Origin of the sequence: Enterococcus sp. AZ177 (genome assembly GCF_050544585.1) — a bacterium.
Classification (GTDB): domain Bacteria; phylum Bacillota; class Bacilli; order Lactobacillales; family Enterococcaceae; genus Enterococcus_L; species Enterococcus_L plantarum.
Genome location: NZ_CP172944.1, coordinates 3,002,209 through 3,027,836, shown reverse-complemented (window position 1 = coordinate 3,027,836; position 25,628 = coordinate 3,002,209). Strand labels below are relative to the sequence as shown.

Here is a 25,628-nt window from a genome sequence, read left to right as displayed (position 1 = left end):
CCAAAATATTAGGAGGAAATACAAATGAAAACTACACACAAATTAGCAAGTGCTGCATTATTAGCAGCAGTCGGCGTAGGTCTTGCAATGCCATCAGCAACAAAAGCAGCACCTGAACAAAAAGGAAAAGGAAATATTGAATTCCAAACAGATTTAACAACAAATCCAACGAACCTACCACCAGGTGAATCATCAGGTGATGAATTAACAGAGCCAACTCAAAATCCTGATCCATCTGCATTGAAAATTGTTTCAGTAACAGATATGGATTTTGATAAGCACGATATTATTGCGAATGACTCTGAAAAGACATACAAAGCGTTACCGTTCACAGATGGTACTCAAACAACAGCTCACTTTGTCCGTTTTAGAGATGTACGTGCCAACGTTGCTGAGAACTTCTACAGCATTTCCGTTGCACTGACAAAACAATTTACAAGTACAGGAGCAGTTGCTTCTGAATTGACTGGTTCAAAATTAACGTACAACAATGTTTCTTTAGTAACAGGTACAAATAAAGCTACTTTGCCTACTTCAGCAGCTGTAAAAGCAGTTTCCGATTTAGAATTTGCTGAAGATGGTTCAAAAGCACAAACAATTTTGACAAATGATCAAAAAGGTAAAGGGTTTGGTGTGTTTGAATTAATGTTTGACACAAACGAAAAAGCCAAAGCTGGTAAAGATGCTTATGATGGTGTGACATTGAAAGTTCCTGGAGACAACGTTTTGAAAGAAGCTAAATACGAAGCTGAAATCACTTGGGCCATCACTGCTGCACCGTAGAGAACTGTTTTAAAAAAGAGACTAGAGAGGATAATGTGAAAAATGAGACTGATGTATAATGCTACGAGTCATAGCTTGGTCTCAAGGTTAAACACTTCTGTCTGATCCTCGCTTCACTAGTCTTTTATCAATAGTTAGAGGGTGAAACAAAACGAATCCATCGTTTTGTCCCACCCTCTTATTTTCAAGAATAGAAAGAGGGATTTTTAATGCTAAAAAAAGTAGCGATTAAACTGCTAGGTTTACTATACATAGTTGCAATCATCGTTGTTTCTGCAGAGTCGGTTCAGGCAGAAGCATCGAAAGGAAGTCAAAATTCTGGCGGTTTCTCTTATGAAGTCATACTTCCAGAAAACCAACATAATCCCGAAGCAGGGTACTTTGATTTAAGAGTAACACCAGGACAAAAACAAAAGCTTCAAATTAAAATGAGAAATACAGCAGATAAGGAAACAACTGTTTTAGTTAGCTTAAATGGCGCCAAAACCAATAGTAATGGCGTTATTGAGTATGGAGAAAATAAAATGAAAAACGATGCCTCTTTAAAATATGATTTTAAAGACATCGTAACAGGACCAAAAGAAGTAGTTTTAGCACCGAAAAGTGAAAAAATATTGGATTTAGATCTGAAAGTACCTGACGCTTCTTTTGAAGGGTATATTACAGGAGCGGTCAGTCTGTCAGAAAAAGATCAAGATGGATTAGACTCTAAATCTGATGAAGGAATGATCAAAAATAAATTCGTTTATCAAACGGGTATTCAATTGAGTGAAGGGGATACAGATCAAATAAAACCAGATTTAAAACTGAATAAAGTTTATCCTGAGCTAAATAACTATCGTAATTCCGTATTCATTAATTTTTCAAATATTCAACCAATTTATATTAATGATATGACCGTAGAGGTTCAAATCATGGGGAAGGGCTCAGATGAAGTTTTATACGATACCAAAAAAGCCAAAATGCGGATGGCACCAAATACATTGATCGATTTCCCAGTATCAATGAACGGTGAAAAAATGGTACCAGGAGATTACCGGGCAAAAATCTTAGTAACGACAAAGGCTGGTGATCGTTGGCAGTGGGAGCAAGGATTTAAAATTACTGATGAAGATGCGGATAAATTTAATGAGCAGGATTTGACCTTAGTCCAAGAATCGGGTATTGATTGGGTACTGATCGCAATCGTTGTGGGTGGTATTTTAGTTTTAGTGTTCATTATTTTCATTTTGATCCGTCTGATGAAAAAAAATACTAAAAAGAAAAAAGGCAAAAGAAAAACTTCATCACCAAAGAAGAAAAAGAAGAATTAATGAGTACTAGAGGAGGCCTAGAAGAATGGAAATACTAGATTGGTTATTTATAGGATTACTTTCCTTAGCTATCCTCTGTTTTGTATTTATGCTTATCTTTTCGGTGGTGACAATGCAAACGGGTAAAAAAATTCGTCGACTGAAAGTCAAGAAGCCAAAACGAAAGCCTAAACTGAAAAAATGGAAGAGAGCCTGCCGTGCTTTGATGAAAAAACGCAAACAACAAATTCGTTGGGTGATAACGTTTTTATTGATAGGAATCATCGGACTAAGTGGAGCGTTTTACAGTCGTTATTATCAAGCAACCAATCTAGGAAAAAAAGATTCAGATGCGTTGGTCCAAGGCTACTTTTTAATTTCAGGTATCGAGGAGCAACTGAATCAAGTACAGGGGACAGATAACCCTAAAAAAGTTCAAGGAACGCTATATGATTTATCGGCGCGACTCGCTAGTTACGGGGCACATTCTGCAAATGGACGATTATCTGAAGAAGGGCAAAAACAATTGAATCGCCTATATTCAAACATGAAAGAATTAGGAGTGAATATGGGAAGTCAAACGGTAGAGTCATTAAGCGACCAAGAAACATTAGACGGGTACAAAGCAGACTTGAAGAAAACCCAAGACAATCAGAAAAAAGTATTAAAGTATTTCCGAATCAATGAAGCATCTTTAAAAGGAAATAAATAGCTATTTTCTCGCACGTTAAGGAGGTTCTTTAATGAGTAGAAATAAGCCAAAAGTTCTTCAACAAAAAAAAGGTAGAAATAGGAAAAGGGGCCAGCCACCTCATTCTGCTTCTAAAAAATCTGTGAAACAAAAACACTTTAGAAAGCAATCATTGAAACAAAGAAAAAAAAGGCAGCGAAAAAGAATTAAGAAGCTACTTGTAGAATTGATTTCCAGTCTCACAATAGCTGTGTTGCTCATTTACCTAGTGTCTTTATTGACCTTTGTGATTCCACAAATAGAAGGTTTTGGAATGGCTCCGAATTTGAAAGAACCGAATCGTATTTTCGTTAATCGTTTAGGAGAAATCAAAAGATTTTCCCTTGTTTATTTTCATGTGCCAAAACGTTCAAAAGAAGTTTCTACTCGTAGGGTGATTGGTCTACCAGGAGAAAAAATAACATACAAAGAGGATACTTTGTTGATTAATGGGCAAGAACAAGTGGAGCGTTTTTTAACTGAAGAGTTGCAAAAAGCTAAAAAAGAAGGGTACCAATTAACAGAAGACTTTAGTACAGAAGATATACCAGGAACAGTTCTAGGAAGGATACCCCAAGGGAAATATTTAGTTTTAGGGGATAATCGCACTTTCGCAACTGATAGTCGATATTACGGGCTCGTTGACGAGAAGGATATCATAGGTGTTGCTACAATGAAATTACTCCCACTTCATGAAATGATGAAATTGTAGAAAAGATAGGTAGATGATATGGGTCCGAAAAGATTAAGAAAAAAACAGCAGGAAGAAGCATATAAGGTAAACCGAAAAAGTCCATATCCCCCCAAAAAAAGAAAGAGACGGTCATCTGAGAAGAAAAACCAAATTCAGAGTTCTAAAAAGCAAAAAATAAAAAAAACAATGGGGAAAAATAAACGAGCGAAACGCTCCAATTATTTAGAGACACTCGTATTTCTGATTTTTGCTATTAGTTGTATCAATTTTCTTTTAAACTATCGCGCTCATTTTGTGGATGGTCATTCAATGGATCCTACATTCCAAAATGGAGACCGCTTGCTTGTTCACAAAAGTAAAAAATTTGAGCGCTATGATATTGTGACTTTTGAACCTAAAGATGAGCTGGGTGAGTCGTATGTCAAACGCGTGATTGGATTACCTGGGGATCGTATCTTTGTCAAGAATGACCAATTGTATCTAGTTGAGCATCTAGATAACGATGTGGATCTTTCCCAATGGATCGATGCCGGAGTTTTACCAGATAGCACTGTAGTAGTGAGGATTACACAGGAACCTACTTTGAATCTATTACGTAATGTAGAAGAAATTCCGAAGGATCACTATTTTGTTTTAGGGGATAACCGTTCCAATTCTAAAGATAGTCGTTCGATTGGATTTGTTAGCAGTGATCAAATTGAAGGGGTGGTTAACTTTAGATTTTATCCATTCAATCGATTTGGATTTGTTCATTAAACTGTAAAGTGAGGTTAGTATGAGAAAGAAAATTCATTTATTTATTAAAGATAATGGCCTTTATATACTATTGAGTCTAGCGTTGCCGATGTTGATCATGGTCGTTGTATATGCAAAAATCGGTATTTATCCAGGAAGTGAGCATCGAACTATTTTAGCGAGTGATGCTTTTTCTCAATATGTTAATTTTTATGCTAGTTTAAACAACGTATTTAAAGGCGATCAAAGTATTTTTTATACGTGGAATAGTTCGATGGGGTTGAATTATTGGACCTTTATTGCTTATTATTTAGGCGGAATATTTAGTCCGTTGGTTCTATTCTTTTCAAGTCTTCAGCTTCCAGATTTTCTTTATTATCTGACCCTGTTGAAAATCGGTAGTTTGGGCGGAGCATTTTGGATTTTTTCTTATCAGACGTTTCGTTTGCCTAAGTGGAATCATGTTGTATTGAGTGTTTCATATGCGTTGATGTCGTTTGTTATTGCTTATTCTGAAATTCTTATGTGGTTGGATGCTATGCTTTACTTACCTTTGATTGTTTTGGGAATTCACCGTTTAATGGACAAAAAAAAGCCAGTTCTTTTGTTTGTTAGCTACTTTCTTTTATTTGTGTCAAACTTTTATATGGCATTTATGGTGGGGTTGTTTACTTTTGGCTATTTTCTCGCACGCTTGTTGACGAACCGTTCCCAATATTTGCCTCGTTTTCCAATGTATTTGATCACATCACTCTTGGCAGGTGGGGCATCAATGGTCATGATTTTACCGACTTTACTAGATTTGAGAAACAATGGTGAAGCACTTAGTAAAATTGTTAGATTGAAAACAAAAAACACTGGTCCCTGGGATTTAGTGATCAAAAATATGGTAGGGATCTATGATAGTACGAAGGTTAAGTCAACTCCTTTTATTTATATTGGTTTGTTGGCAGTTGTTTTTTGTCTATTCTTTTTTGTGACGAAGAAAGTAGCATTACGCCAAAAAATTTGCTATGGCAGTCTACTGCTTGTCTTAGTGGCGAGTTTCTATTTAGAACCGCTAAATCTCTTTTGGCAAGGGATGCATACGCCAAACATGTTTAATTTTCGATTTAGTTTTTTGTTCTCTTTCTTCGTTTTAGTCCTAGCAGGTTACGGTTTTGAAAAATTTAAGCCTGATGATTTTGATCAGTTGGTAACCATTGTTTTGGGCTTGATAGGCACGTATATGGCGGTAAAATTTATGACGGGTCAAGGTGATTATACCTATATTCAATCAATCAATTTTATTTGGACACTCGTTTTTTTAATTAGTTACTTGTTCCTTTTTGCTTTAGTAAAAAGAAAAAACGGTTTTAGAAAGGGCATTGGGGTCTTTTTTATTCTATTGGTTTGTGTAGAGGCGGGACTTAATAGTTATGGTATCGTTGAGGGAATCCAAACGGAGTGGCATTATCCAGCTCGAAAATACTATGCAGATCCCTATCAACCAATCAAAGAACTAGTGGATCAAACGAAAGATGATAATGACACGTTCTATCGTTTAGAAAATTTGAATCCTGTTTCACCTAATGATGCGTTTAATTATGGATATAGCGGTGTCAGTATGTTCTCCTCCATTCGAAATCGTCATTCGTCGTACTATTTGAACGGATTAGGGTATCGATCGTTAGGAACGAACTTGAATATTCGTTATGCCAACAATACTCTTTTGATGGATTCATTAGTAGGGATAAAATACAATTTAGCGAAAGAGGATGTTCTGAAATTTGGTTATAGTAAAATCTCTGAAAAAGAAGAGTATGCACTTTATGAAAATAAGTATGCATTGCCTTTAGGGATGTGGACAGATGATGCAATCTATGAACCTGGTGCAGTCGAATCTCAAGCAACACTCTTGAATCATTTAGCGAAAACGAACGAAGATTTCTTTACGTTTAGTGACTTAGAGCAAGTGGATATGGTGAACATGCGTGAAGAAAAGGGACGAATCAATCAAACGGATGTTGTGACCTATATTCCTAAAAAACAAAATGAACCGATGGTTTTGGAATGGACAGTAGAGGTGCCAGCTAATAAACAGGCATATGTCAGTATTTTTCCAGTAGATTATAGAACCTTTGGGAGCCCGACGTTGAAGTTAGAAGTAGATGGTGTGGTATATGACAGTTCCGTTAGTGAGACTGGGCAGTATTACTCGTTAGGTTACCATAAAGAAGCCAAAAAAGTTACATTTAAAATGACTATTTCCAATGTTAAAAAGCAAAATGTTTTTCAAATCGTTCAACCTGATGTTGCGTTATTAGATGTTGATAAATTCAGTCAATCTATTGAAGCAATCAAGGATAACGGGGTTGAATTTAAAGTGGAAGGACGTAGAGCGAAGGCGGAAGTATCATTGGATCAAGATCAAGTCCTCTTTACAAGTATCCCATATGATAAGGGATGGAAGGCATATATTGATGGGAAAAAAGTGCCTATTCCTACTTTTAAGCAGGCCCTTTTGACCTTACCAGTAAGTGCTGGAGAACATGAAATTGAATTTGTCTTTTTACCGCAAGGATTTTTGACAGGCGTTGCGTTACTGCTTATATGTATGGGTAGTTTTATTGTATATGTTTGGATAGTGCGTAAGAAAGAGACAGATCCTTTTTATATGGATTAGATCACTGCTTGAAACGATTTTCAACTTAGTACCTTCTGGAATTGAGGTGTGAGGAAGTTGGAAGTCGTTTTTTGCGATCATTCGTTTAGAAATGGGGATTTCGTTGCTAACTATGTGAATAACTTAAAATAATCGAATACTTTTCATTGACAATTACAAGAAAACGCAGTAAGATTTAAATGTAACTTATTTTGTTACTAAGAGTTGGAGTGATAGACATGGCCATGTCGACAAAATTAAGTGTAGCGATCCATATCCTCAGTTTGATCGAAATCGGACCACCCGATCGTGTCAATTCTGAATTGATTGCTGCAAGTGTCAATACAAATCCAGTTGTTGTTAGAAGACTGATGAGTAAGCTAAAAAAAGCTGGACTCATTCATACAAGCAGAGGTGCCACGCAAACGTATTTATTGAAAAAACCGGAAGATATTTCTCTCTACGATATCTATGAAGCAGTTGAATTAGATCATGAAGTATTCAATATTCACCAAAATCCTAATCCAAACTGTCTAGTCGGAGCAACTATCCAAACGGCTTTGGAAGTGCAATATGCAAAGGTTCAGCAAAGCATGGAAGCAGAACTAAAAGAGATTAATTTGTCGGATGTAATCCATCAAATCAAGCAACAAGAGACTTGAACGGTCTCTTCTCTTTTTAAAATAAAATGTAACAAAAAAAGTTTCATTAAAAGGAAGGAAGATCATCATGAAAGTAGCAATTTTAGGAGCAAATGGAAAAGCAGGTTCAGAAATTTTGAAAGTAGCAAAAAAACGAGGATTAGATGTGACAGCTATTGTTCGTGATGCAGCTAAAATCACAGATGGTACTCCTGTAATTGAAAGAGATGTATATGCCTTAACAACAGAGGATGTCAAAGACTTTGATGTCTTAGTCAGTGCCTTGGGGTTCTGGGGTGATGTGAGCGAATTTACAGGGTCAACACAACACTTGATCGATATTTTAACAAATCAAAAAACGCGTTTATTCATTGTTGGTGGAGCTGGAAGCTTATTTGTAAATCCAGAACATACGGTTCGTTTAAGCGAAACACCAGATTTTCCTGAAGCATTTAAACCATTAGCGACTGCAATGGGCAAAGGCTTAGACTTATTGGAAGCATCCAGAGGATTGAATTGGACCTACATTAGCCCAGCAGCAGAATTTGATGCAGAAGGCCCAATTACAGGCAAATATGTGATAGCAGGAGAAGAACTAGAAGTAGATAAAGACGGCAAGAGCTATATCTCATACGCTGATTATGCAATTGCGATGGTAGATGAAATCGAAAAGAATACACATCCTAACCAACGTTTTAGTGTTCATCAATAGAAAGCCATTCGAGGTGTTCAAACAAAGCTGTGAAAAGTTTTGTTTGAACGCTTTTTTTAGTTTCTAATTGCTGGTTTTAGGTAAAGGATAGAATGTTACTCTCAGTATCAAATCAGTAAGTAATCAAAAGTGATTTTGTGTGCTTGTAGCGAGCTCATTTTTTTGTTTTAGTTATATGTGTAAAGGATCAGGATTTGATCTAAGCATGTTGAATCGGATTTGCTTAGTTAGATGATTCCCTAAAACAGTCGTTATCAGTAATAGATATTTTTACAAATAATTAGAGTTTTCGCGGAGGTGCCTATTTTCATTCTATAATGTCATAGAGTCTTCCCTTTTTAGATGTAATCCTTTAAACTAATGATAGCAAACTGTATTTTACAAAAGGAGGGCTATAGATGTCTATTAATAGCACAATCAGTATAGCAGGGGGCGTGTCAGCTTCATTCAGCCAATCTGCAAGCGCCTTAAACAGTATTTCTGTCTCTGTTAGTTCAGGACAAACCAATGTTACAGGAAATAGTGCGGCAATACAGAGTTTTTCAACCTTTCAATCTAGTCTAAAAGGGATCTCTAACAGTGTTGTACAAGCAGGGAACAACATTCATTCTGTCGCCAAAGAGTTTGAACGGATTGATCAAAGGATTGCTCAGTTACCAACTCTTTTTTATAGAGAGTTGAGATAATGGAATTAACAGCACAACAACTCTTTGAAGATAAAAATTATCGTTTCAATAATCAATTGGAGGAACTTCAAGAAGCACAACGAGAGAACAAAAAAGAGCAAGGATTTATTGAACAACTACAAGAACACTTTTATAGGGTGCAACAACAAGAACACAAACTTTATGAACACTCGTTGAATGAAGTAGATCCAGAAGAAAGACCTTTTTTTGAAGAGCGACAAGACGAGGGTTTTCATTTGTCACGAAAAGCATTACAAGCGTTTGAGGAAGAACAAGAGCAATTGGCACACGATCGTAAAAACTTGTTAAAGCAAGAAGATTCTGTCCGTTCCGAACAACGCACTTTTTTGAAATCGGAAGGAAAGGAGAATCTTAGTGGGACTTAGATTTAGTGTATCAGAAGCACAATCGAGAAGCTCGCAGGCTGCACAAGTAAGTACACAAGCCCAACAAGCGGCCGCTTCTTTACAACAAAGCGTTAGCTCATTTCTATCTGCCCCTTTATCAAGTAAGGCATATGATTCTGCAAAGAGTTACTTTATGGTTGCCTATACGCCAATTTGCCAGTCTATTGTTATGACTGGTGAAGCATTAGTCAATGCCCACAAGAAATTTCTAAGTGAGTATCAATCAACGGTTAGTGGTATGGATATGGATGAAGATAAAATTTTAGCTGAAATTGACGACTACAGAGAGTTATTACACACGATTGACGAACTAATACGTGATGCGAAAACACCTAGACCAGATTTGGAAAAGCGATCGATGAATGCCTACGAAGCAATGCAAAAGAGACAAGAGAAGCTAGAAAAGTTTCGTGCATACAGTGCGCAATCAGCAAGCTACTTTGAGGAATACAATGCGTCACAACAGGAATTAGACAAAGGTCTTGCCCAAGTAAAGGACTGTAAAGCATGGAATGCTGCTTCAGGAACGTTTGATATCAAGAAGTTAGACATGAATTGGGCAAAGTCAATCACGACTCGTTGGAAAGACCGCCAGAAAAAAATTGATGCTAAAGTAAAAGCATATACTCTTGCTAATCAAGAGATTACGACAAAATTTGATGAATATGGAAATGTCTTGGGTGTGTATGTTGATGGCAAATTTGATGCAGAATTGACGAATACATTGCAAGAATCTATTAGGACGCAAAATTTTGATATGATTAAAGGCTTCGGGTCTGGATTTATTAATCAGTTGGCTAATAATAATGGTAAATCTTTATTAAATGAATGGTTTGGGGAAAGAAAATTTGGCGCAGAATTTTCAGGAACAAAAAATTATGCTGTAGGTCAATTTGTAGCAGACTTAGCTTCTTTAGTACAAGGTGGAGCAGAGTTTATCGGCGGTGGATTATGGGCATTCGGTGGTTCAGCAGCGTCCACAGTCTTTTCAGGTGGGGCAGGAGCAATTACTGTTCCTGCAATTAATGCCAGTGGATTAGTCATATCTGGTCATGGAGCTGGTGTATTTACTAGCGCATGGGGTAGTTTAGGTGATGGCTATTCTTATGAAGATAATAGCTACACTAACAAAAATGGTGAATGGGGTGCAGGAGGGACAGATTCTTCGGAATTGAATGTTCAAAAACATTTCAAAAAACATGGAGACGAAGTTGGAGCAAGCACCATAGATGAATATAAGAGAAAAGCAGAAGAATTTGCTCGAACTGTTAAAAAAGGAGTTAAACCATCAAATGTGGGTGGAGCTACTCCGGGGGTTCGAAGATACAGAAAAAATGGAAAATATATTGACTTAGCTCCAGATGGTTCAATTATTTCATTTGGAAAAACATAATTTTTTTAAAGGAGATAGATTTTTTATGGCATTAGTACATGAATTTACAATTTTTGAAAACGAAGAAACTATTGATTATAATAATGAGACAAAAAAGCACATGATAAAAATAGATGATTATCTTATTCTTTATCTATCCGATTCTTTAAATTGGGTTCCGTCACATTGGGAAAACATGTCAAATCAAAAAGAAGGGTTAAATTATTATGGTACTACTATATTTGACGAATTAGGAATAAAAAAATTTTTAAATATCATAAAATCCTGGAAAAATCTTTTTGAAAATGCTCCTGACATTATTGAGCTTTCAACGGAGGTATTAGTAGAAGGCGGTGCTTATTTAAAAGAAAAGGTCGAAACAAGAAAAATATTGAAGCAATTGGATGCTCTTATTTCATTATCCGAAAATACTTTGATCGATAATGTATTATTAGTTCATTTTGGTATTTAGGATAGAGACTTTCTCTATCTTGTTTTTATTCTTTAATAATTTCTTATTCACCTATGCCAAAAACATTGGTTTTAGATGAAGGAAAGAAGAAAATCCATTTATATCAAATTAGTAAATAGCTAAAAGTGATTTTGCGCAGATGAAGCGAGATCACTTTTTTTAATTTCTACGTATGTGACTAATCAGTATTTGCAATAGCATGTTGAATCAGATTTGCTTAGTTAGATGATTCCCTAAAACAGTCGTTTTAGGCATAAAAATATAATCTTAAAGGTAGAAAGCACTTTTATAGTTCTATCATTAAGCGCTGTTTTTGCTTGTTATGTTCATTAATCAACTAGCTACTCCGAAGCATACCTTTTGACAGAAATAGCAAATTATTGTTATTTTTATATATAGATATAAATAAAGACAATAATTGACAGGAGGTTCACTTTGAGTAAACTAAAAAAAACAATTGTTGCTATTTTTCTTTTGTTATTTATGTATTTGTGTTTTTCAGTAATAGTATCTAATCAAACATACGTATCTATACCATTTTACTTCTTAAATCTGGATGAGTATCCATTAGTTGGGGAATGGCTCCCTACAATCACATTCTATCTCGCAGGTAGTGTCTTCATTGTTTTATTTGTTCTAATGTTGGTTACGATATTTTATCCAAAGAAATTGAGCCAATTTAAATTTAGAAAAACAGATGGCGTTTTACGAATTAGCAAAAAGGCGGTTGAAGGAGTTGTTGCTGAGGCATTAGCAGCAGAGAAATTGATGAAAAATCCAAATGTGAAAGCAACAATGAGTCAAAAAAAGATAAAGATAAAAGTTAAAGGTGATTTTCAAATAGTTTCAGATCTATATGGAAAAACTGATAAATGGAGTGAACAATTAGAAACTCAACTACACGATTTGATTGGACCTGATGTAAAAATTTCAATCAAAATTAAATTCGAAAAACCTCAACCAGAAAATAATAATCGGGTGAAATAGGAGGAAACATATGAATGAAATATGGGAAACATATCGAGGTCCTATTATTGGTGCACTAGCAGGTTTGTTGATTGCACTATTGATATTGACGTTAGGTTTTTTCAAAACGGTTCTAATTATCGTATTTGTTATTGTTGGTGGTTTTGTGGGATGGTATGCGAGTACACAGAGATGGATAGATATCTTTCTTTCTAACAAAAGAAAGTAAAACTATAAATAAATTAGCTAAAAGAAGGGATTTGAGCATATGGATAACAAAAATGTACAAAAAAAAGAAGAAGTAAATGTAAATGAAATCAAGGGTGAACTTACTTATGATGATAAAGTGATCCAAAAGATAATCGGGATTGCGTTAGAGTCAGTAGATGGATTACTAACAGTAGAAGGCGGTTTTTTCTCAAACGTTGCTAATAAGCTTGTTAATCGGGAAGATGTTACTACTGGAATCGATGTTGAAGTAGGGAAAAAACAAGTTGCAGTTGATTTAGATGTTGTAACCGAATACGGCAGAGATATCGCAGCGTTATATGAAAAAATCAAAGAGGTTATTTCTAGAGAAGTAGAAAAAATGACTTCTCTTAAAGTAGTGGAAGTGAATGTAACTGTAACAGACGTAAAATCAAAAGAGCAATATGAAGAAGATTCAACGACCGTTCAAGACCGTTTAAGTGATGCAACCGAATCAGTAAGCAATTTCACAAGTGAACAAACAGAAAAAGCAAAAAAAATGGCAAGTAACGGTGTAGCGAAAGCAAAAGATGCTACAGAGTCAAGAGTTCAATAAACTATTAAATTTAAGAGGTTGGGACAGAAATGTTTAACTCCGAGAAATAAGAAGGAATTTACGAAAATTGATCTTCAAATTTTTGTGACCAAGTAGGTACTGTGCAACATCAACTTGTTCCTTGTTGTGTTTTACAGCAATTTCGGCTTATTTCCGAAGGAGTTGCTTCTGCGCCCACCGTTTATTCGGTTACTAAGAGCCTGAAACATAACGTTTTTAGTTATGTCCCAGGCTCTTTATAATACAGTAAAAAGGAGAAATAACATGTTTTATCTAGAAACATTTATAAAATTATTATTAGGTTTGCTAATGGCTACAGCTATTATTAAAGTAACTGGTAAAACGACATTAGCACCTCAATCGCCTATCGATCAAATTCAAAACTATATTTTGGGAGGAATAATAGGGGGAACTATCTATTCTCAAGATATCACAATTGGAATGTTTATCATTGTAATGTTTATATGGGCATTAATATCTATATCATTTTATTATGTAAGAAAACAGTTTCCAAAGATTTCAGAATTGCTCGATGGCAGAACTATTCGAGTTTTGGAAAAGGGGACGATTGTTAAAAATTCCTTAACAGAAGCCAGTTTAACCATCGATCAATTATATTCAATGTTGAGAACTCAAGGAGTAGGATCTATAACACAAGTTGAAGTAGGGACCATTGAGAAAAATGGAAGCTTGTCAGTTATTTTGAAGGAAGCCGCAGAAAAAAACTATTTAATCATTTCTGATGGTAAAGTAAATGAAGATGAGACGAATAGATCGAAACTGACAGAGAATGAGCTAACTAAAATATTGGCAGATAATGGTACTCCGAATATAGAAGACATAATAATATTAGAGTTGGATGAAGAACTTAACGTAAATTTCATTCAATTGGAATCGGACGAGTAATACTAAAGTATAAAAAAATTAGTCGTAATGACTTTGAAGATGAGAAAATGTAGTTACTCCTATTTTCTCAAGCGTTGACTATGAGAACTTAAAAGGATCGAGCAAATAAAATCGATCAGTCTGAATCAGGAAAATTGACTGTCAAAAGTTACGGTCATAAGTAATAAAACTCGAATAGGGTATAACCGACATAAAAATGTTATGTCAGTTTCTCGTAAAAGTACCCATATCGCCAATGATTGCAATCTGAACGACAGCTTGAATAGAATCAATTAATCTTTATAAAGCCATAATCTCTCTTATTAACCGAATAATATGCAGGTATTTTCTGTAACGAATATCTAATACTAAACGTTTGTTCGACATGTTTTAATAAATTATAACAATCAGTTATTATTAATTTGTTTCTGATGTTTTTTTGCATGAAGGATTTCAATAAAAAAAGAAAACAAGAATGTGAATGTAGCCAAAAAAATAGAATACTTTCCTATAAAAACATTGGTGAATGCTAGTAAAAAAGCTCCAATTAGAAATGCCAAGACCACAATTGTATAATTTTGCGCACTACGCTTTATTTTATATGATTTGTCTTTTGACTTAAAATGGAGATACCACTGGTTGAGCATTTTACGATAATTTCCTGATGTCATCATGATGGTGTAAGGATTATCTTCAATTTTACTTCCATTGAAAGTTAACATAATTAACCCAGATCCGAAAGCAAGAAACCCTATTTTGATCAAATCAAATTGTTCTGAAAAGAATGGCACTAAGGAGCTAGTCAATATAACAGGGAGCATCGTATAACTACGCCAATAAATATTAGAATTACTATGTTTAATCCAAATACACATTAAAAAACCTATTGTAAATGTCAAGATAGAAAGAATTTTTGGCATAGCTTGATACCATTCTTTTTGAGAGACATTTGATGCCAATAAGACGACATTTCCTGTTTGAGTTGCGACTAAACCATGAAAATAAATATGGGAATAAACGTCAATAGCTCCACCAGAAAAAGCCATTAAACTTGCAAATAATCTACTATCATTAGTAATAAGAGGTATGTTGCGCTTAAATTTGAACATGCAAAAGCTCCTTTATAAAAGTCAATAATACTTATTATAGTTTGGAGGGTATAAAATATCCACATCTATCACCTTTTTAATATAGAGATTTTATCTGTCTTTATATAGTAATCTTCTAATTGAAATTTTGTCATGTTCGTTGGAGTAAATAGTCCATTATTTTTCATAGCAGCATGCTAAAAAGTTAGGAAGTCTGTAGTGATCCCAAGAAATTAGATTTGTGGTCTAACTTTTTTGCGCCTGTTCAGTCTACAACTTTTCTAACTCTTTTTTAACTACTTCAGTACTGAAAGAATATTCAGGGGTCATACTACGGTAAGGAATGTTTGCAAGAAATTCCATTTCAGAAATTTGTAAACGTAAACGTTGGTCAATGTTTTCAGGATAAGATTTTAACAGTTGAATCATATTATTGTTGATACTCATAACAGAGCGATTGTAAGCATAAGAAATTTCCATTCTACCAGCTCTCAGAAAATATTTTTTTATTTGATACGATTTGTCTGTACTATAACTAAAGACATGTTCAATACCTTCTTTTATATAGAGAGAAAGCTGTGGACTATTTTTAGCGTTAATGTCAGCTAAAACGATTGGAGAAAAAGAAAGATCATTAACCAACACTAAAATTTTCTTTCTATCTAAAGTAAAATAATTAGCATGCCAAGAGAAAAAGGATCGTTCAGTTGAACTTAAGGTATTAGTAGAGACTGGAAATTCATTGAAAAGTGGTAATGATTTTTTTGTAGGGACAATAATCATAAGCAAACTCCTTTGGTGTTTATAATGAGTACAGTATAACATACACAGAGAAAATGATTTAAAGGACAAGGTGTGCTTGTACCAAAAATAGTTATTTTTAGCACGTTATTCTGATTTTGATCCTTTTTTGCATGGTCCAGTCTATATTTCTTATCAAATTTTTATGATTAATGTTTGATCCCGGCATAAAGAAGTAGTAACGAACGCTTCATGAAAGTTCCTTACCCTCTACATTCATTATGGTTCACTATCTAAGTTATAACTCATTAAGTTGTTTATTATTTTCTATTTGTTTATAATTTGTTTATATTTATATGCTATTGTAAATTTAACTTATAAATAGGAGGTACAAATGATGAAAAAATTAGTTTTAGTTTCAGTAATTGCTTTAGGTTTGTTTTCAAGTCTATTCATAGGAAAAACAAGCTATGCTACAGAGGTTTCCGAACAGGATAGAGAGACGAGTATTCAAGATCAGATAACTATCGATTCTGTAAAGTCAGGTTTACAACATGTTAGTGGCACAGCGATATCTACGCCGTGGATATCCTATTCCGTGTATGTTAACGGTCGATATGTTTCACAAGCGGGAACCCGATATATTGATGGAAAGTTAAAGTATTCTACTAGTTACGTAAATATATCTGGAAAGAATGGTCCAATTGCCTTGTCTGTTGGAGACAAAGTTACAGTTGAAGCTTATTCAGGTGATGGATTCTATGTTGAAAAAAATATTTATTCAACAGTTGAAACAATTGTAGAACAAGGAGTCATTCAGCCAGATAAAATTCCTTCTGAAACATTTAGTGTGAATCCTGTAGCAGCAGATAGCGCTGTTCATATTTCTGGTACAAAACATCCTAATGCTTCTTATTATAGAATATTGGTGAACGGTAAATACGTTGGTCGGGCATCGAATAGAGCAAGTGACTATTCAACAAATTCTCAATTCAATGGTCCAATTAGCTTGAAAATTGGAGATAGAATAACTGTAGAAGCCGTTTCAGGCGATGGATTCCATATACCAATTAAAATTTATAGTACGGTTGAAACCATAGCTCAATAAAATCATCATATGAAATCAGATAATTTAGCATTTGAGGTTGGGACAGAAGTGTTTATTTCCGAAGGAGTTGCTTCTGCGCCCACCGTTTATTCGGTTACTAAGAGCCTGAAACATAACCTTTTTAGTTATGTCCAGGCTCATTTTTTGTTTCTCTTTATACTTTTTACCTAACCGGACAAAAATATCCTATACACTCATCAATATATACATGAAGGTTTCCGGCGTGGATATAATATCTGCTCAACCTATATGAAACTCAATCTCAAAGATAGACTGTTGTTAGGTCTAAAAGAAAAAAATTCCTCAATTGATTCTCACTCGCACATGAATTAAGTGTGTTAGGCAACGCTGTTAACATAGTATTTAGTCCTGTAACTATCATGTAAATCCTCTTAATTTGGATCATCAAATATTACCCTTTCTACTCGTTTTCGAATGACAAAATTGAAAGATTCTTGAAAGGTGATTCTAAGGTAGAAAAGAACTATCTAGTTTATAATATGTTAGGTGAATAAGTGAGGAGCGTATCAAAATGAATAGTTTAACAACGAGTAAGTTTAAGGGATTTACGACATTTGATTTAAAAATAATGGGCATTGTTCTGATGTTTATCGATCATATTCATCAAATGTTTGTTCCAATGGGAGCGCCGAATTGGCTTGATTGGTTTGGACGACCTGTTGCGACGCTTTTCTTCTTTGTGAGTGTAGTGGGTTTTAGTCATACAAGAAGCAAAGAAAAATATATAATTCGGTTGTATTTAGGCATGGTACTTATGGCATTAGGCAGTTTTGTAATTCAGAATATTGTTGGATACGAAGAAGTTCAGTTGATAAATAATATTTTTCGTGATCTTTTGGTTGGAACATTAATGATGTATGGAATCGATAAAATTTCTGAAGGTCGTTCAAGTAAAAAAATCGGGAAAATTTTATTAGGCGTTGCTATTATACTATTTCCAGTCATCTCATCGGGTATTTTATTTTCACTCTTGTCAAATCCGAATACGATCATGGTTGCAGTCTGGGGTGTGAATTTTATTCCAGCATTGCTGTTTACAGAAAATAGTTTTATGGTATTGCTGATCCCATTGATGTATTTAGCAAGAAATCAACGTTGGTTGCAATGTCTGTTGATCGCGATAGCAGCTCTATTTTTCTTTTCTCAAGGATCAACACAATGGATGATGATTTTTGCTGTGATTCCGATTTTATTGTTTAATGGTGAAAAAGGAAGAGGGATGAAGAACTTCTTTTATTTCTTCTATCCATTGCATATTTGGATTTTGTATTTGGTTTCTGCTTATCTGTTTACACATTGATTTAACGTTAAAAATAGGCCTTCCTTAGATGGGAAGTGCCTATTTTTTATGATTAGTTTTAAAAACATTTAGAGCAAGGGGTAAGACCTCTTGCTTGTGCCTCTTCTAGCGTTGCTGGAGTATAGGTACCATTGCCGCATTTGCGATTATGATATTTAGAACCAGTTGGTGTAACTAAGACAGTTTGCCCAATCCCTTGTGTATCTGGAGCAGGAGTTTCTGGTGTTTGAGCGGCAGCGGCAGCTTGCGCTTGTTCAGCTGTTTTTTGGGCTTCTTGTTCAGCTCTCCTCTGTGCTTCGGCAACTCTTTTTGCTTCTTCTCTTTGATTTGTAAGTGTTTGTTTTACATTGTTTGCTCGATTAGTTAACTCGGCATTGCCATTTGGCAGTTCTTTGATTCTAGCAATTGCTTGATTGTAATGATCATCTGTCGGTTCCTGCTCTGCTTTTTCTACGGCTTCACGAGCAGTGGCAATTTGTTTTTCTGCCTTTTCTTTTTCAGTAATTTTTTGTTGAACAGTTGTCAAACGTTTTAGCAAAGAGTCTTTATTTAAGGTTGCTTTTGCAACTAAGGCAGTTGCAGAATCGACATGTTCTTTTGTTTGGTTTGTTTCTGCTAGTTCAACAGCTTCGTAAATCGGGACATTGTCTTTTACGATGGCTAACCGTCGGGTAAAATCTTTTTGTTCATTAGTTAATGAAGTAATACGTGTTGCGGCTTCATTATAATTTTTTTGCGTAGGTTTATTTTCAGCTAAAACTAGGGCAGTTTCAGCTTTTTTTACTGTTTCCTGATCTTGTTTTGTTTCATTTAAAAAAGCAACAAATGCTTTGGAAGGTTTGACTTCGATAGTTTCAGCTTTGTCTTTATCGCCGATTGAAGCAACAAAGGTTAGCTTTTGTGATTGATCATCTTTTAATGTAATTTTATAAGAGAAAGTACCGTTTTTTGTTTCGACTTTTTCGCCACCAAGAGTGATCTCGCTTTCATCATTCGTTTTTCCTTCAATTGTCGCGGTTCCTTGATCGTTTGTTTCTATTGATTTGCCCGCAATATCAATGCTTGGAGATGCGGGTAGTGCAAATCCAGCGCCGATCATTACGATAAAACTAGCACCCGTTAAAAGTAATGCCTTCTGTTTTGGTTGTTTTTTGAAAAGTGCTTTTAATGAAAGAAAGCCTCCAATTAGTATTCCTAAAAAGCTTATAAGTGCAATAAATACTGCCATATTCTCCTTTTCCTCCTTTAACTCACTATACAAATTGTACCATAATATTATACAAATGATAGTGATACCATTGTTTTAGATTATAAAGCAGATAAAGGCGTTTGGTAGTAATAAAAAAAATTCCTGTGATAAAATGAAATAAGAATCATTTACGTATCTTATCAGAGAAGAGGAGAAAAATGAAAGCAGAGATCATTGCAGTTGGTACAGAGTTATTATTAGGACAAGTTGTCAATACAAATGCGACGTTTCTATCAGAAGAATTAGCAGATTTGGGAATTGAGGTGTACTATCATACCGTTGTAGGAGATAATCCGAAGCGACTAGAACAATTATTGGTTGAAGCTGATGGCCGCAGTGAACTAATCGTTCTATGTGGTGGATTAGGACCGACAGACGATGATTTGACTAAAGATACTGTAGCCGAACATATTCATCGTACTTTAGTTCAAGATGAGCAGGCACTTACTCGTCTTCATGAATTTTTCAAGTTTTCAAAGAATAAAATGACCGAAAACAATTTGAGACAGACCTTGATGATTGAGGGTGGGATTGCGGTTCAAAATCCTACAGGACTAGCAGTAGGAACATTGATCACGGAAAACGAGACGACCTATCTGTTATTGCCAGGGCCACCGAATGAGTTAAACCCGATGTTTAAACAAAATGCCCGGCCGCTATTGGAAGACCTATTTCCGCAAGCAGAACAGCTAATATCAAGAGTGTTAAGGTTTTACGGTATTGGCGAATCACAACTAGTGACAGAATTAAAAGAGTTGATCGACAGCCAAACCAACCCGACGATTGCCCCCTATGCCAAACCAAATGAAGTGACATTACGCTTAACAGCTAAAATTGCTGATGAATTAACTGGTCAGCAGTTGTTAGATGATTTAGAAGCAAAAGTGATGAATAAAGTTGGCGAGTATTTCTATGGATATGGTGATGACAATAGCCTAGTAAAAGTCACAGTAGACGAATTAAAAAAATCTGGAAAAACGATCACAGCTGCGGAGAGTCTAACGGCAGGTCTGTTCCAGAGTACCTTAGGAGATATACCAGGTGTTTCAGAAATTTTCCAAGGTGGTTTTGTTACGTATTCTATAGGGACAAAAGAACGTTTTCTAGGGATTGATCCGGAATTACTTGAAAAAGAAGGAACCGTTAGCGAAGCTTGTGCAATCGCTATGGCAGAACAAGCAAGAAAGGGTGCAGAGGCAGATTTAGCTGTCTCATTTACAGGTGTAGCAGGTCCAGATGAATTAGAAGGCCAGCCAGCAGGAACTGTTTGGATTGGTTTAGCCCAAAAAGGTCAACCGACAATAGCTGTACTTCAACAGTTTAATCGTGATCGAAAGTATATTCGTCAAAGTGCCGTGATGAAAGGCTTAGACCTGGTTCGAAGAGCGGTAGTTAAGAAAAATTAAAAAGGCGAATGTTTGTTCGTTTTTCTCTTGCTTTTTTTAAGTAAACCAGTTATGATATATGTATTGAAAAGGAACTTAAATCGTTTATATATAAGGAGGATTATCGATTGGCAGATGATCGTAAAGTGGCCTTAGATGCCGCATTAAAAAAAATCGAAAAGAATTTTGGTAAAGGCTCAGTAATGAAATTAGGGGAAAAGATCGATCAACAAATTTCGACTATTCCTAGTGGCTCACTAGCATTAGATGTTGCATTAGGTGTTGGCGGTTATCCTCGTGGACGAATCGTTGAAGTCTATGGACCAGAAAGTTCTGGTAAAACGACTGTTGCATTACATGCGATCGCATCTGTACAACAGCAAGGCGGAACAGCTGCATTTATCGATGCAGAGCACGCGTTAGATCCTCAATATGCGCAGGCATTGGGTGTGAATATTGATGAGTTACTTCTTTCACAACCAGATACTGGTGAACAAGGTCTAGAAATCGCAGATGCATTGGTTTCCAGTGGCGCAATCGACATCGTTGTAATTGACTCTGTAGCGGCTTTAGTACCGCGTGCAGAGATCGATGGAGAGATGGGAGCAAGTCATGTTGGTTTGCAAGCACGTTTGATGTCACAGGCTTTACGTAAGCTTTCAGGTTCAATTAACAAGACAAAAACAATCGCCATTTTCATTAACCAAATTCGTGAAAAAGTTGGTGTCATGTTTGGTAATCCTGAAACGACACCTGGTGGTCGTGCTTTGAAATTCTACGCAACTGTTCGATTAGAAGTAAGACGTGCAGAACAATTGAAGCAAGGGACAGATATTATCGGTAACCGCACAAAAATCAAAGTTGTTAAAAATAAAGTAGCACCGCCATTTAAAGTAGCTGAAGTAGATATCATGTACGGCCAAGGGATTTCTCAAGAAGGAGAATTACTTGATATGGCGGTCGAAAAAGATATTGTTGATAAGAGTGGTGCGTGGTACAGTTATAAAGAAGAACGAATCGGTCAAGGACGTGAAAACGTCAAAGTTTACATGACTGAACATCCAGAAATGGTAGAAGAAGTCTCTAAACGTGTCCGTGATGCATTCGGCATCGGTGATGGTACAGCTTTTGTTGAAGAAGAACAAGCGCAAGAAGAACTTCCTCTTGATGAATAATAATACAGATTTAGAAACAAACCACTAAAGGCTATCAAAAGCTTTTTGTTGGTTTGTTTTTTTTTGTAGTAGAAATTCTTTTCACTACCAGAGCTCTTTCGATAGGAAAGGGCTTTTTTAAGTTGACACACTGGTGCACAAACATTAGAATAAAGTTGTATACAAATATTAGTATATAACTTTTACCTGTATGCAAGTAGACATATTGATAATTGATTATAGTTTATCAGAAAACTACATGAATATTGAAAATTTGAAGATAGTACGGAGGTGGAAACAATGGGTTTAGAAATTCTCCTCGCTATCATCGGTGTAATTGTCGGTCTTGGTTTAGGGTTAGTCGTTGCAAAATCACGTCATGAAAAGGCTATAGATGGTGCAAAGTCCTCTGCAGAAGGCATAATCGAAAGTGCTACGAAAGAAGCAGAGACTCTGAAAAAAGAAGCTTTATTAAAAGCTATGGAAGAAAACCAGAAGTATCGATCAGAAATTGAAAGTGAGTTGAAAGAAAGCAAAGTAGAACTTAAATCTCAAGAAAATCGTTTATTACAAAGAGAACAAACGTTAGATCGTAAAGATGATTCTCTTGAAAAACGTGAAAACTCACTGGAAGAAAAAGAAGAGAAACTTGGTGCTAGACAGCAATTAATTGATGAGCGAGAAAAAGATGTAGAAGAACTAGTTGAAAAGCAACATCAAGAAATAGAACGTATTGCTTCACTATCTAAAGACGAAGCAAAAGATATCATCATGAAATCGACAGAAGAAGAATTAAGTCACGAGTTAACTGTAATGGTCAAAGAATCTGAGCAACGTGCAAAAGAAGAATCGGATCGTAAAGCTAAAAATTTACTTTCACTAGCGATTCAACGTTGTGCAGCTGATTCAGTTTCTGAAACAACTGTCTCTGTTGTTAGTTTACCAAACGACGAGATGAAAGGAAGAATCATTGGCCGTGAAGGACGTAACATTCGTACGCTAGAAACCTTAACAGGAATCGATTTGATTATTGATGATACGCCGGAAGCTGTTGTACTTTCTGGATTCGATCCAATTCGCAGAGAAATCGCACGTATGACGCTTGAAAAATTGATACAAGATGGTCGAATTCATCCAGCGCGTATTGAAGAAATGGTTGAAAAATCTCGTAAAGAAATGGATGAACGCATTCGTGAATATGGTGAACAAGCTGCCTTTGAAGTTGGCGCTCACACATTACATCCAGATTTGATTAAGATTTTGGGTCGCTTACGTTTCCGTACAAGTTATGGTCAAAACGTATTGAATCACTCAATCGAAGTGGCGAAATTAACAGGTGTCCTAGCCGCAGAAATTGGTGAAGACATCCAATTAGCAAAACGTGCTGGTCTATTACATGATATTGGTAAAGCGCTAGATCATGAAATCGAAGGCTCCCATGTTGAAATTGGTGCCGAATTAGCCGCGAAATACAAAGAAAATTCAACAGTGATTAATGCAATAGCATCACATCATGGAGATGTAGAAGCAACTTCTGTTATTTCAGTATTAGTTGCAGCAGCAGATGCTTTATCAGCTGCTAGACCGGGTGCCCGTAGCGAGTCAATGGAGAATTACATTCGTCGCTTAGAAAATTTAGAAAATATTTCTAATGGATTTGAAGGCGTTGAATCTAGTTTTGCAGTACAAGCTGGTCGTGAGGTTCGTGTAATGGTCAAACCAGATGAGATCACAGATTTAGAAGCTGTTCGTTTAGTTAGAGATATTCGTAAGAAAATCGAAGACGACCTAGATTATCCAGGACACATCAAAGTGACTGTTATCCGGGAAACACGTGCAGTAGATTACGCTAAATAAGTAAAGTCAAAAGAAGCAACTCCCTTGGAGAGGTTGCTTCTTTTTTATCATAAAAATTAGAAAAAATTCAGAATATTTTTACTAAACTCATCGTAGTGTTTTAATTGTGACGAGCCTAAAACTTTGATATATTCTTGATAGCTTTTATTAAAATTGGGGGTTTTTTAGATGAAATTAAAGAAAAGTGCCTTACTAGGTTTAATTACAGTATCGAGCATCGCCCTAGTTGCATGCGGGGGAAACGCTAAAAATGCCGATAGCGGTTCAGGTAGTGATGAAAAAGTATTTAGATTTATTGAAAGACAAGAAATGCCAAGTGCAGACCCTTCACTTGCAACGGATGAAGTAAGTTTTGTTGCATTGAATAATGTGTACGAAGGGATTTACCGCTTAGACAAAGAAAGTAAACCTCAACCAGCTGGCGCAGCTGAAATGGCAGAAGTTAGTGAAGATGGTCTGACGTATAAAATCAAATTAAGAGAAGATGCGAAATGGACAGATGACAAGCCTGTAACTGCAGCAGATTATGTTTATGGCTGGCAAAGAACGGTTGATCCTGCAACCGGATCAGAATATGCTTATATGTTTAATTCTGTAAAAAATGCTGAAAAGATCTCTAAAGGTGAAATGAAAAAAGAAGAGCTTGGAATCAAAGCAATTGGGGATTATGAACTAGAAATCAATTTAGAAAAAGCAACGCCATACTTTGATTATCTATTAGCGTTCCCTTCATTTTTACCACAAAGACAAGATATTGCTGAAAAATATGGTAAAGACTATACAACAGCAAGCGATAAAGCAGTTTATAATGGTCCATTTACATTAACTGATTTTGATGGTCCTGGGACAGATACAAGCTGGTCTTACACAAAAAATGACAAATATTGGGACAAAGACACTGTTAAATTAGACAAAGTCGCAATCGATGTAGTAAAAGAAGCACCAACTTCATTAAACTTATTCCAAGATGGTCAAGCAGATGAAGTGCCGCTATCTGGCGAACTAGCACAACAAATGAAAAACGAACCGGATTATATCGTTTTAAAAGGTGCCTCAACTTTCTATCTTGAACCAAACCAAAGAGAAGAAAGCTCACCTTACCGCAATGTGAATTTGCGTAAAGCAATCTCATATGCGATCGATCGCAAAGCGTTAGTGGATCAAATCTTGGCAAATGGTTCTGCTGTTCCGATTGGTCTTGTTCCAGAAGGTTTAGCTGTTAATCCAAAAACAGATGAAGACTTCGCGAAAGAATCAGGTGACGAAGTTGTATATGATGTTGATAAAGCAAAAGAGTCATGGAAGAAAGCCAAAGATGAATTAGGTATTTCTACGTTATCAGTTGATTTATTGATTGATGACACTGACAATGCTAAGAAGATGGCTGAATATCTTCAAGGCTCATTGTCTGACACACTAGATGGATTAAAAGTATCCGTTAGTCCAGTACCATTCTCTGTTCGTTTAGATCGCTCAAATAAAGGTGACTTCCAAATCGCAGTTAGTGCTTGGGGAGCAGATTACGCTGATCCAAGTAGTTTCCTAGATTTATTTACGACAAACAATTCTTATAACAGAGGACACTATTCAAATCCAGAATATGACAAATTAGTAGATGCTGCTTCAACAACAAATGCAAATAATCCAGAAGCACGCTGGCAAGATATGTTAGATGCAGAAAAAGTGATTATGGGCGATATGGGCGTTATCCCATTGTATCAAAAAGCTGAAGCACATCTTCGTTCTGAAAAAGTCAAAGACGTTGTTTACCACTCAACAGGCGCAAAATATGACTTTAAATGGACATATATCGAAGATTAAGAAACAAGACAAAAGACTTTTCCAGTCAACTAGCTGGAAGAGTCTTTTTGTCTAGCGAAACGATTCAAAACTATGTATCA

General features: G+C 35.7%; 25 protein-coding genes and 1 pseudogene. 23 read left to right on the top strand and 3 right to left on the bottom strand.

Annotation, left to right across the window (positions count from 1 at the left end):
- Positions 1–24: 24 nt before the first annotated feature.
- From IGJ34_RS14840 to IGJ34_RS14760, 17 genes and pseudogenes are all read left to right on the top strand, one after another.
- Positions 25–783, top strand: coding sequence for a WxL domain-containing protein (locus IGJ34_RS14840; RefSeq protein WP_069653438.1), 759 nt, complete (start codon positions 25–27; stop codon positions 781–783).
- 209 nt (positions 784–992) lie between these two features.
- Positions 993–2,096: a DUF916 and DUF3324 domain-containing protein gene (locus IGJ34_RS14835; protein WP_069653437.1), complete on the top strand. Its 1,104-nt coding sequence runs from the start codon at positions 993–995 to the stop codon at positions 2,094–2,096.
- 25 nt (positions 2,097–2,121) lie between these two features.
- Positions 2,122–2,787, top strand: a complete 666-nt coding sequence (locus IGJ34_RS14830) for a hypothetical protein (RefSeq protein WP_069653436.1) — start codon at positions 2,122–2,124, stop codon at positions 2,785–2,787.
- Positions 2,788–2,818: 31 nt separating this feature from the next.
- A complete protein-coding gene (lepB, locus tag IGJ34_RS14825) occupies positions 2,819–3,517 on the top strand; it encodes a signal peptidase I (protein WP_083241726.1) in 699 nt (232 codons plus the stop codon).
- Between the two features lie 18 nt (positions 3,518–3,535).
- Positions 3,536–4,255, top strand: a complete 720-nt coding sequence (lepB, locus tag IGJ34_RS14820; RefSeq protein ID WP_430597767.1) for a signal peptidase I — start codon at positions 3,536–3,538, stop codon at positions 4,253–4,255.
- Between the two features lie 19 nt (positions 4,256–4,274).
- Positions 4,275–6,899, top strand: coding sequence for a YfhO family protein (locus IGJ34_RS14815; RefSeq protein WP_430597766.1), 2,625 nt, complete (start codon positions 4,275–4,277; stop codon positions 6,897–6,899).
- A 218-nt stretch (positions 6,900–7,117) separates the two neighbouring features.
- A complete protein-coding gene (locus tag IGJ34_RS14810) occupies positions 7,118–7,540 on the top strand; it encodes an Rrf2 family transcriptional regulator (RefSeq protein WP_069653433.1) in 423 nt (140 codons plus the stop codon).
- 67 nt (positions 7,541–7,607) lie between these two features.
- Positions 7,608–8,231 carry an NAD(P)-dependent oxidoreductase gene (locus IGJ34_RS14805; RefSeq protein WP_430597765.1) on the top strand — a complete coding sequence of 208 codons (624 nt, stop codon included), beginning with the start codon at positions 7,608–7,610 and terminating at the stop codon, positions 8,229–8,231.
- Between the two features lie 398 nt (positions 8,232–8,629).
- The gene (locus IGJ34_RS14800; protein ID WP_430597764.1) at positions 8,630–8,917 is read left to right on the top strand and encodes a TIGR04197 family type VII secretion effector; all 288 of its coding nucleotides are present in this window, start codon (positions 8,630–8,632) and stop codon (positions 8,915–8,917) included.
- Positions 8,917–9,303, top strand: a complete 387-nt coding sequence (locus tag IGJ34_RS14795) for a DUF3958 family protein (RefSeq protein WP_206837703.1) — start codon at positions 8,917–8,919, stop codon at positions 9,301–9,303. Before IGJ34_RS14800 ends, IGJ34_RS14795 begins: the two co-directional genes overlap by 1 nt.
- Positions 9,293–10,717, top strand: coding sequence for a hypothetical protein (locus IGJ34_RS14790; protein WP_206837700.1), 1,425 nt, complete (start codon positions 9,293–9,295; stop codon positions 10,715–10,717). The genes IGJ34_RS14795 and IGJ34_RS14790 overlap by 11 nt, the downstream gene beginning before the upstream one ends.
- Before the next feature lie 25 nt (positions 10,718–10,742).
- Positions 10,743–11,168 carry a hypothetical protein gene (locus IGJ34_RS14785; protein ID WP_206837697.1) on the top strand — a complete coding sequence of 142 codons (426 nt, stop codon included), beginning with the start codon at positions 10,743–10,745 and terminating at the stop codon, positions 11,166–11,168.
- Between the two features lie 435 nt (positions 11,169–11,603).
- Entirely contained in the window at positions 11,604–12,155 is a 552-nt protein-coding gene (gene amaP / locus IGJ34_RS14780; protein ID WP_069653431.1) for an alkaline shock response membrane anchor protein AmaP, read from the top strand.
- Positions 12,156–12,165: 10 nt separating this feature from the next.
- Positions 12,166–12,363: a DUF2273 domain-containing protein gene (locus IGJ34_RS14775; RefSeq protein WP_111246830.1), complete on the top strand. Its 198-nt coding sequence runs from the start codon at positions 12,166–12,168 to the stop codon at positions 12,361–12,363.
- Positions 12,364–12,402: 39 nt separating this feature from the next.
- Positions 12,403–12,939, top strand: a complete 537-nt coding sequence (locus IGJ34_RS14770; protein ID WP_069653429.1) for an Asp23/Gls24 family envelope stress response protein — start codon at positions 12,403–12,405, stop codon at positions 12,937–12,939.
- A gap of 3 nt (positions 12,940–12,942) precedes the next feature.
- A pseudogene (locus IGJ34_RS14765) lies at positions 12,943–13,143 on the top strand (hypothetical protein).
- A 60-nt stretch (positions 13,144–13,203) separates the two neighbouring features.
- Positions 13,204–13,845, top strand: coding sequence for a DUF421 domain-containing protein (locus IGJ34_RS14760; protein ID WP_430597763.1), 642 nt, complete (start codon positions 13,204–13,206; stop codon positions 13,843–13,845).
- Positions 13,846–14,231: 386 nt separating this feature from the next.
- Here IGJ34_RS14760 and IGJ34_RS14755 read toward each other — a convergent pair whose 3' ends face one another.
- Together IGJ34_RS14755 and IGJ34_RS14750 are read right to left on the bottom strand one after the other, a co-directional pair.
- On the bottom strand, positions 14,232–14,933 hold the full coding sequence (locus tag IGJ34_RS14755; RefSeq protein ID WP_430597762.1) for a YoaK family protein: 702 nt from the start codon (positions 14,931–14,933) through the stop codon (positions 14,232–14,234).
- 249 nt (positions 14,934–15,182) lie between these two features.
- A complete protein-coding gene (locus IGJ34_RS14750) occupies positions 15,183–15,695 on the bottom strand; it encodes a DUF6933 domain-containing protein (protein WP_069653426.1) in 513 nt (170 codons plus the stop codon).
- Positions 15,696–16,050: 355 nt separating this feature from the next.
- On the opposite strand from IGJ34_RS14750, the gene IGJ34_RS14745 reads away from it, so the two are divergent.
- Positions 16,051–16,761, top strand: a complete 711-nt coding sequence (locus tag IGJ34_RS14745; RefSeq protein ID WP_430597761.1) for a hypothetical protein — start codon at positions 16,051–16,053, stop codon at positions 16,759–16,761.
- Positions 16,762–17,293: 532 nt separating this feature from the next.
- Positions 17,294–18,082 (top strand): TraX family protein, encoded by a 789-nt coding sequence (locus IGJ34_RS14740; protein WP_206838502.1) that lies wholly within the window; start codon positions 17,294–17,296, stop codon positions 18,080–18,082.
- A gap of 58 nt (positions 18,083–18,140) precedes the next feature.
- Here the strand turns inward: IGJ34_RS14740 and IGJ34_RS14735 are convergent, their stop codons facing one another.
- Positions 18,141–19,310 carry a hypothetical protein gene (locus tag IGJ34_RS14735; RefSeq protein WP_430597760.1) on the bottom strand — a complete coding sequence of 390 codons (1,170 nt, stop codon included), beginning with the start codon at positions 19,308–19,310 and terminating at the stop codon, positions 18,141–18,143.
- 179 nt (positions 19,311–19,489) lie between these two features.
- Between IGJ34_RS14735 and IGJ34_RS14730 the strand changes: the two genes are divergently transcribed.
- The 4 genes from IGJ34_RS14730 (at position 19,490) to IGJ34_RS14715 (ending at position 25,548) form a co-directional block, all read left to right on the top strand.
- Positions 19,490–20,737, top strand: coding sequence for a competence/damage-inducible protein A (locus IGJ34_RS14730; RefSeq protein WP_430597759.1), 1,248 nt, complete (start codon positions 19,490–19,492; stop codon positions 20,735–20,737).
- A gap of 107 nt (positions 20,738–20,844) precedes the next feature.
- Positions 20,845–21,891, top strand: a complete 1,047-nt coding sequence (gene recA / locus IGJ34_RS14725; protein ID WP_069653419.1) for a recombinase RecA — start codon at positions 20,845–20,847, stop codon at positions 21,889–21,891.
- A 279-nt stretch (positions 21,892–22,170) separates the two neighbouring features.
- On the top strand, positions 22,171–23,727 hold the full coding sequence (gene rny, locus IGJ34_RS14720; RefSeq protein ID WP_069653418.1) for a ribonuclease Y: 1,557 nt from the start codon (positions 22,171–22,173) through the stop codon (positions 23,725–23,727).
- 168 nt (positions 23,728–23,895) lie between these two features.
- Positions 23,896–25,548 (top strand): peptide ABC transporter substrate-binding protein, encoded by a 1,653-nt coding sequence (locus IGJ34_RS14715; protein ID WP_206848926.1) that lies wholly within the window; start codon positions 23,896–23,898, stop codon positions 25,546–25,548.
- The last annotated feature ends 80 nt before the right edge of the window (positions 25,549–25,628 follow it).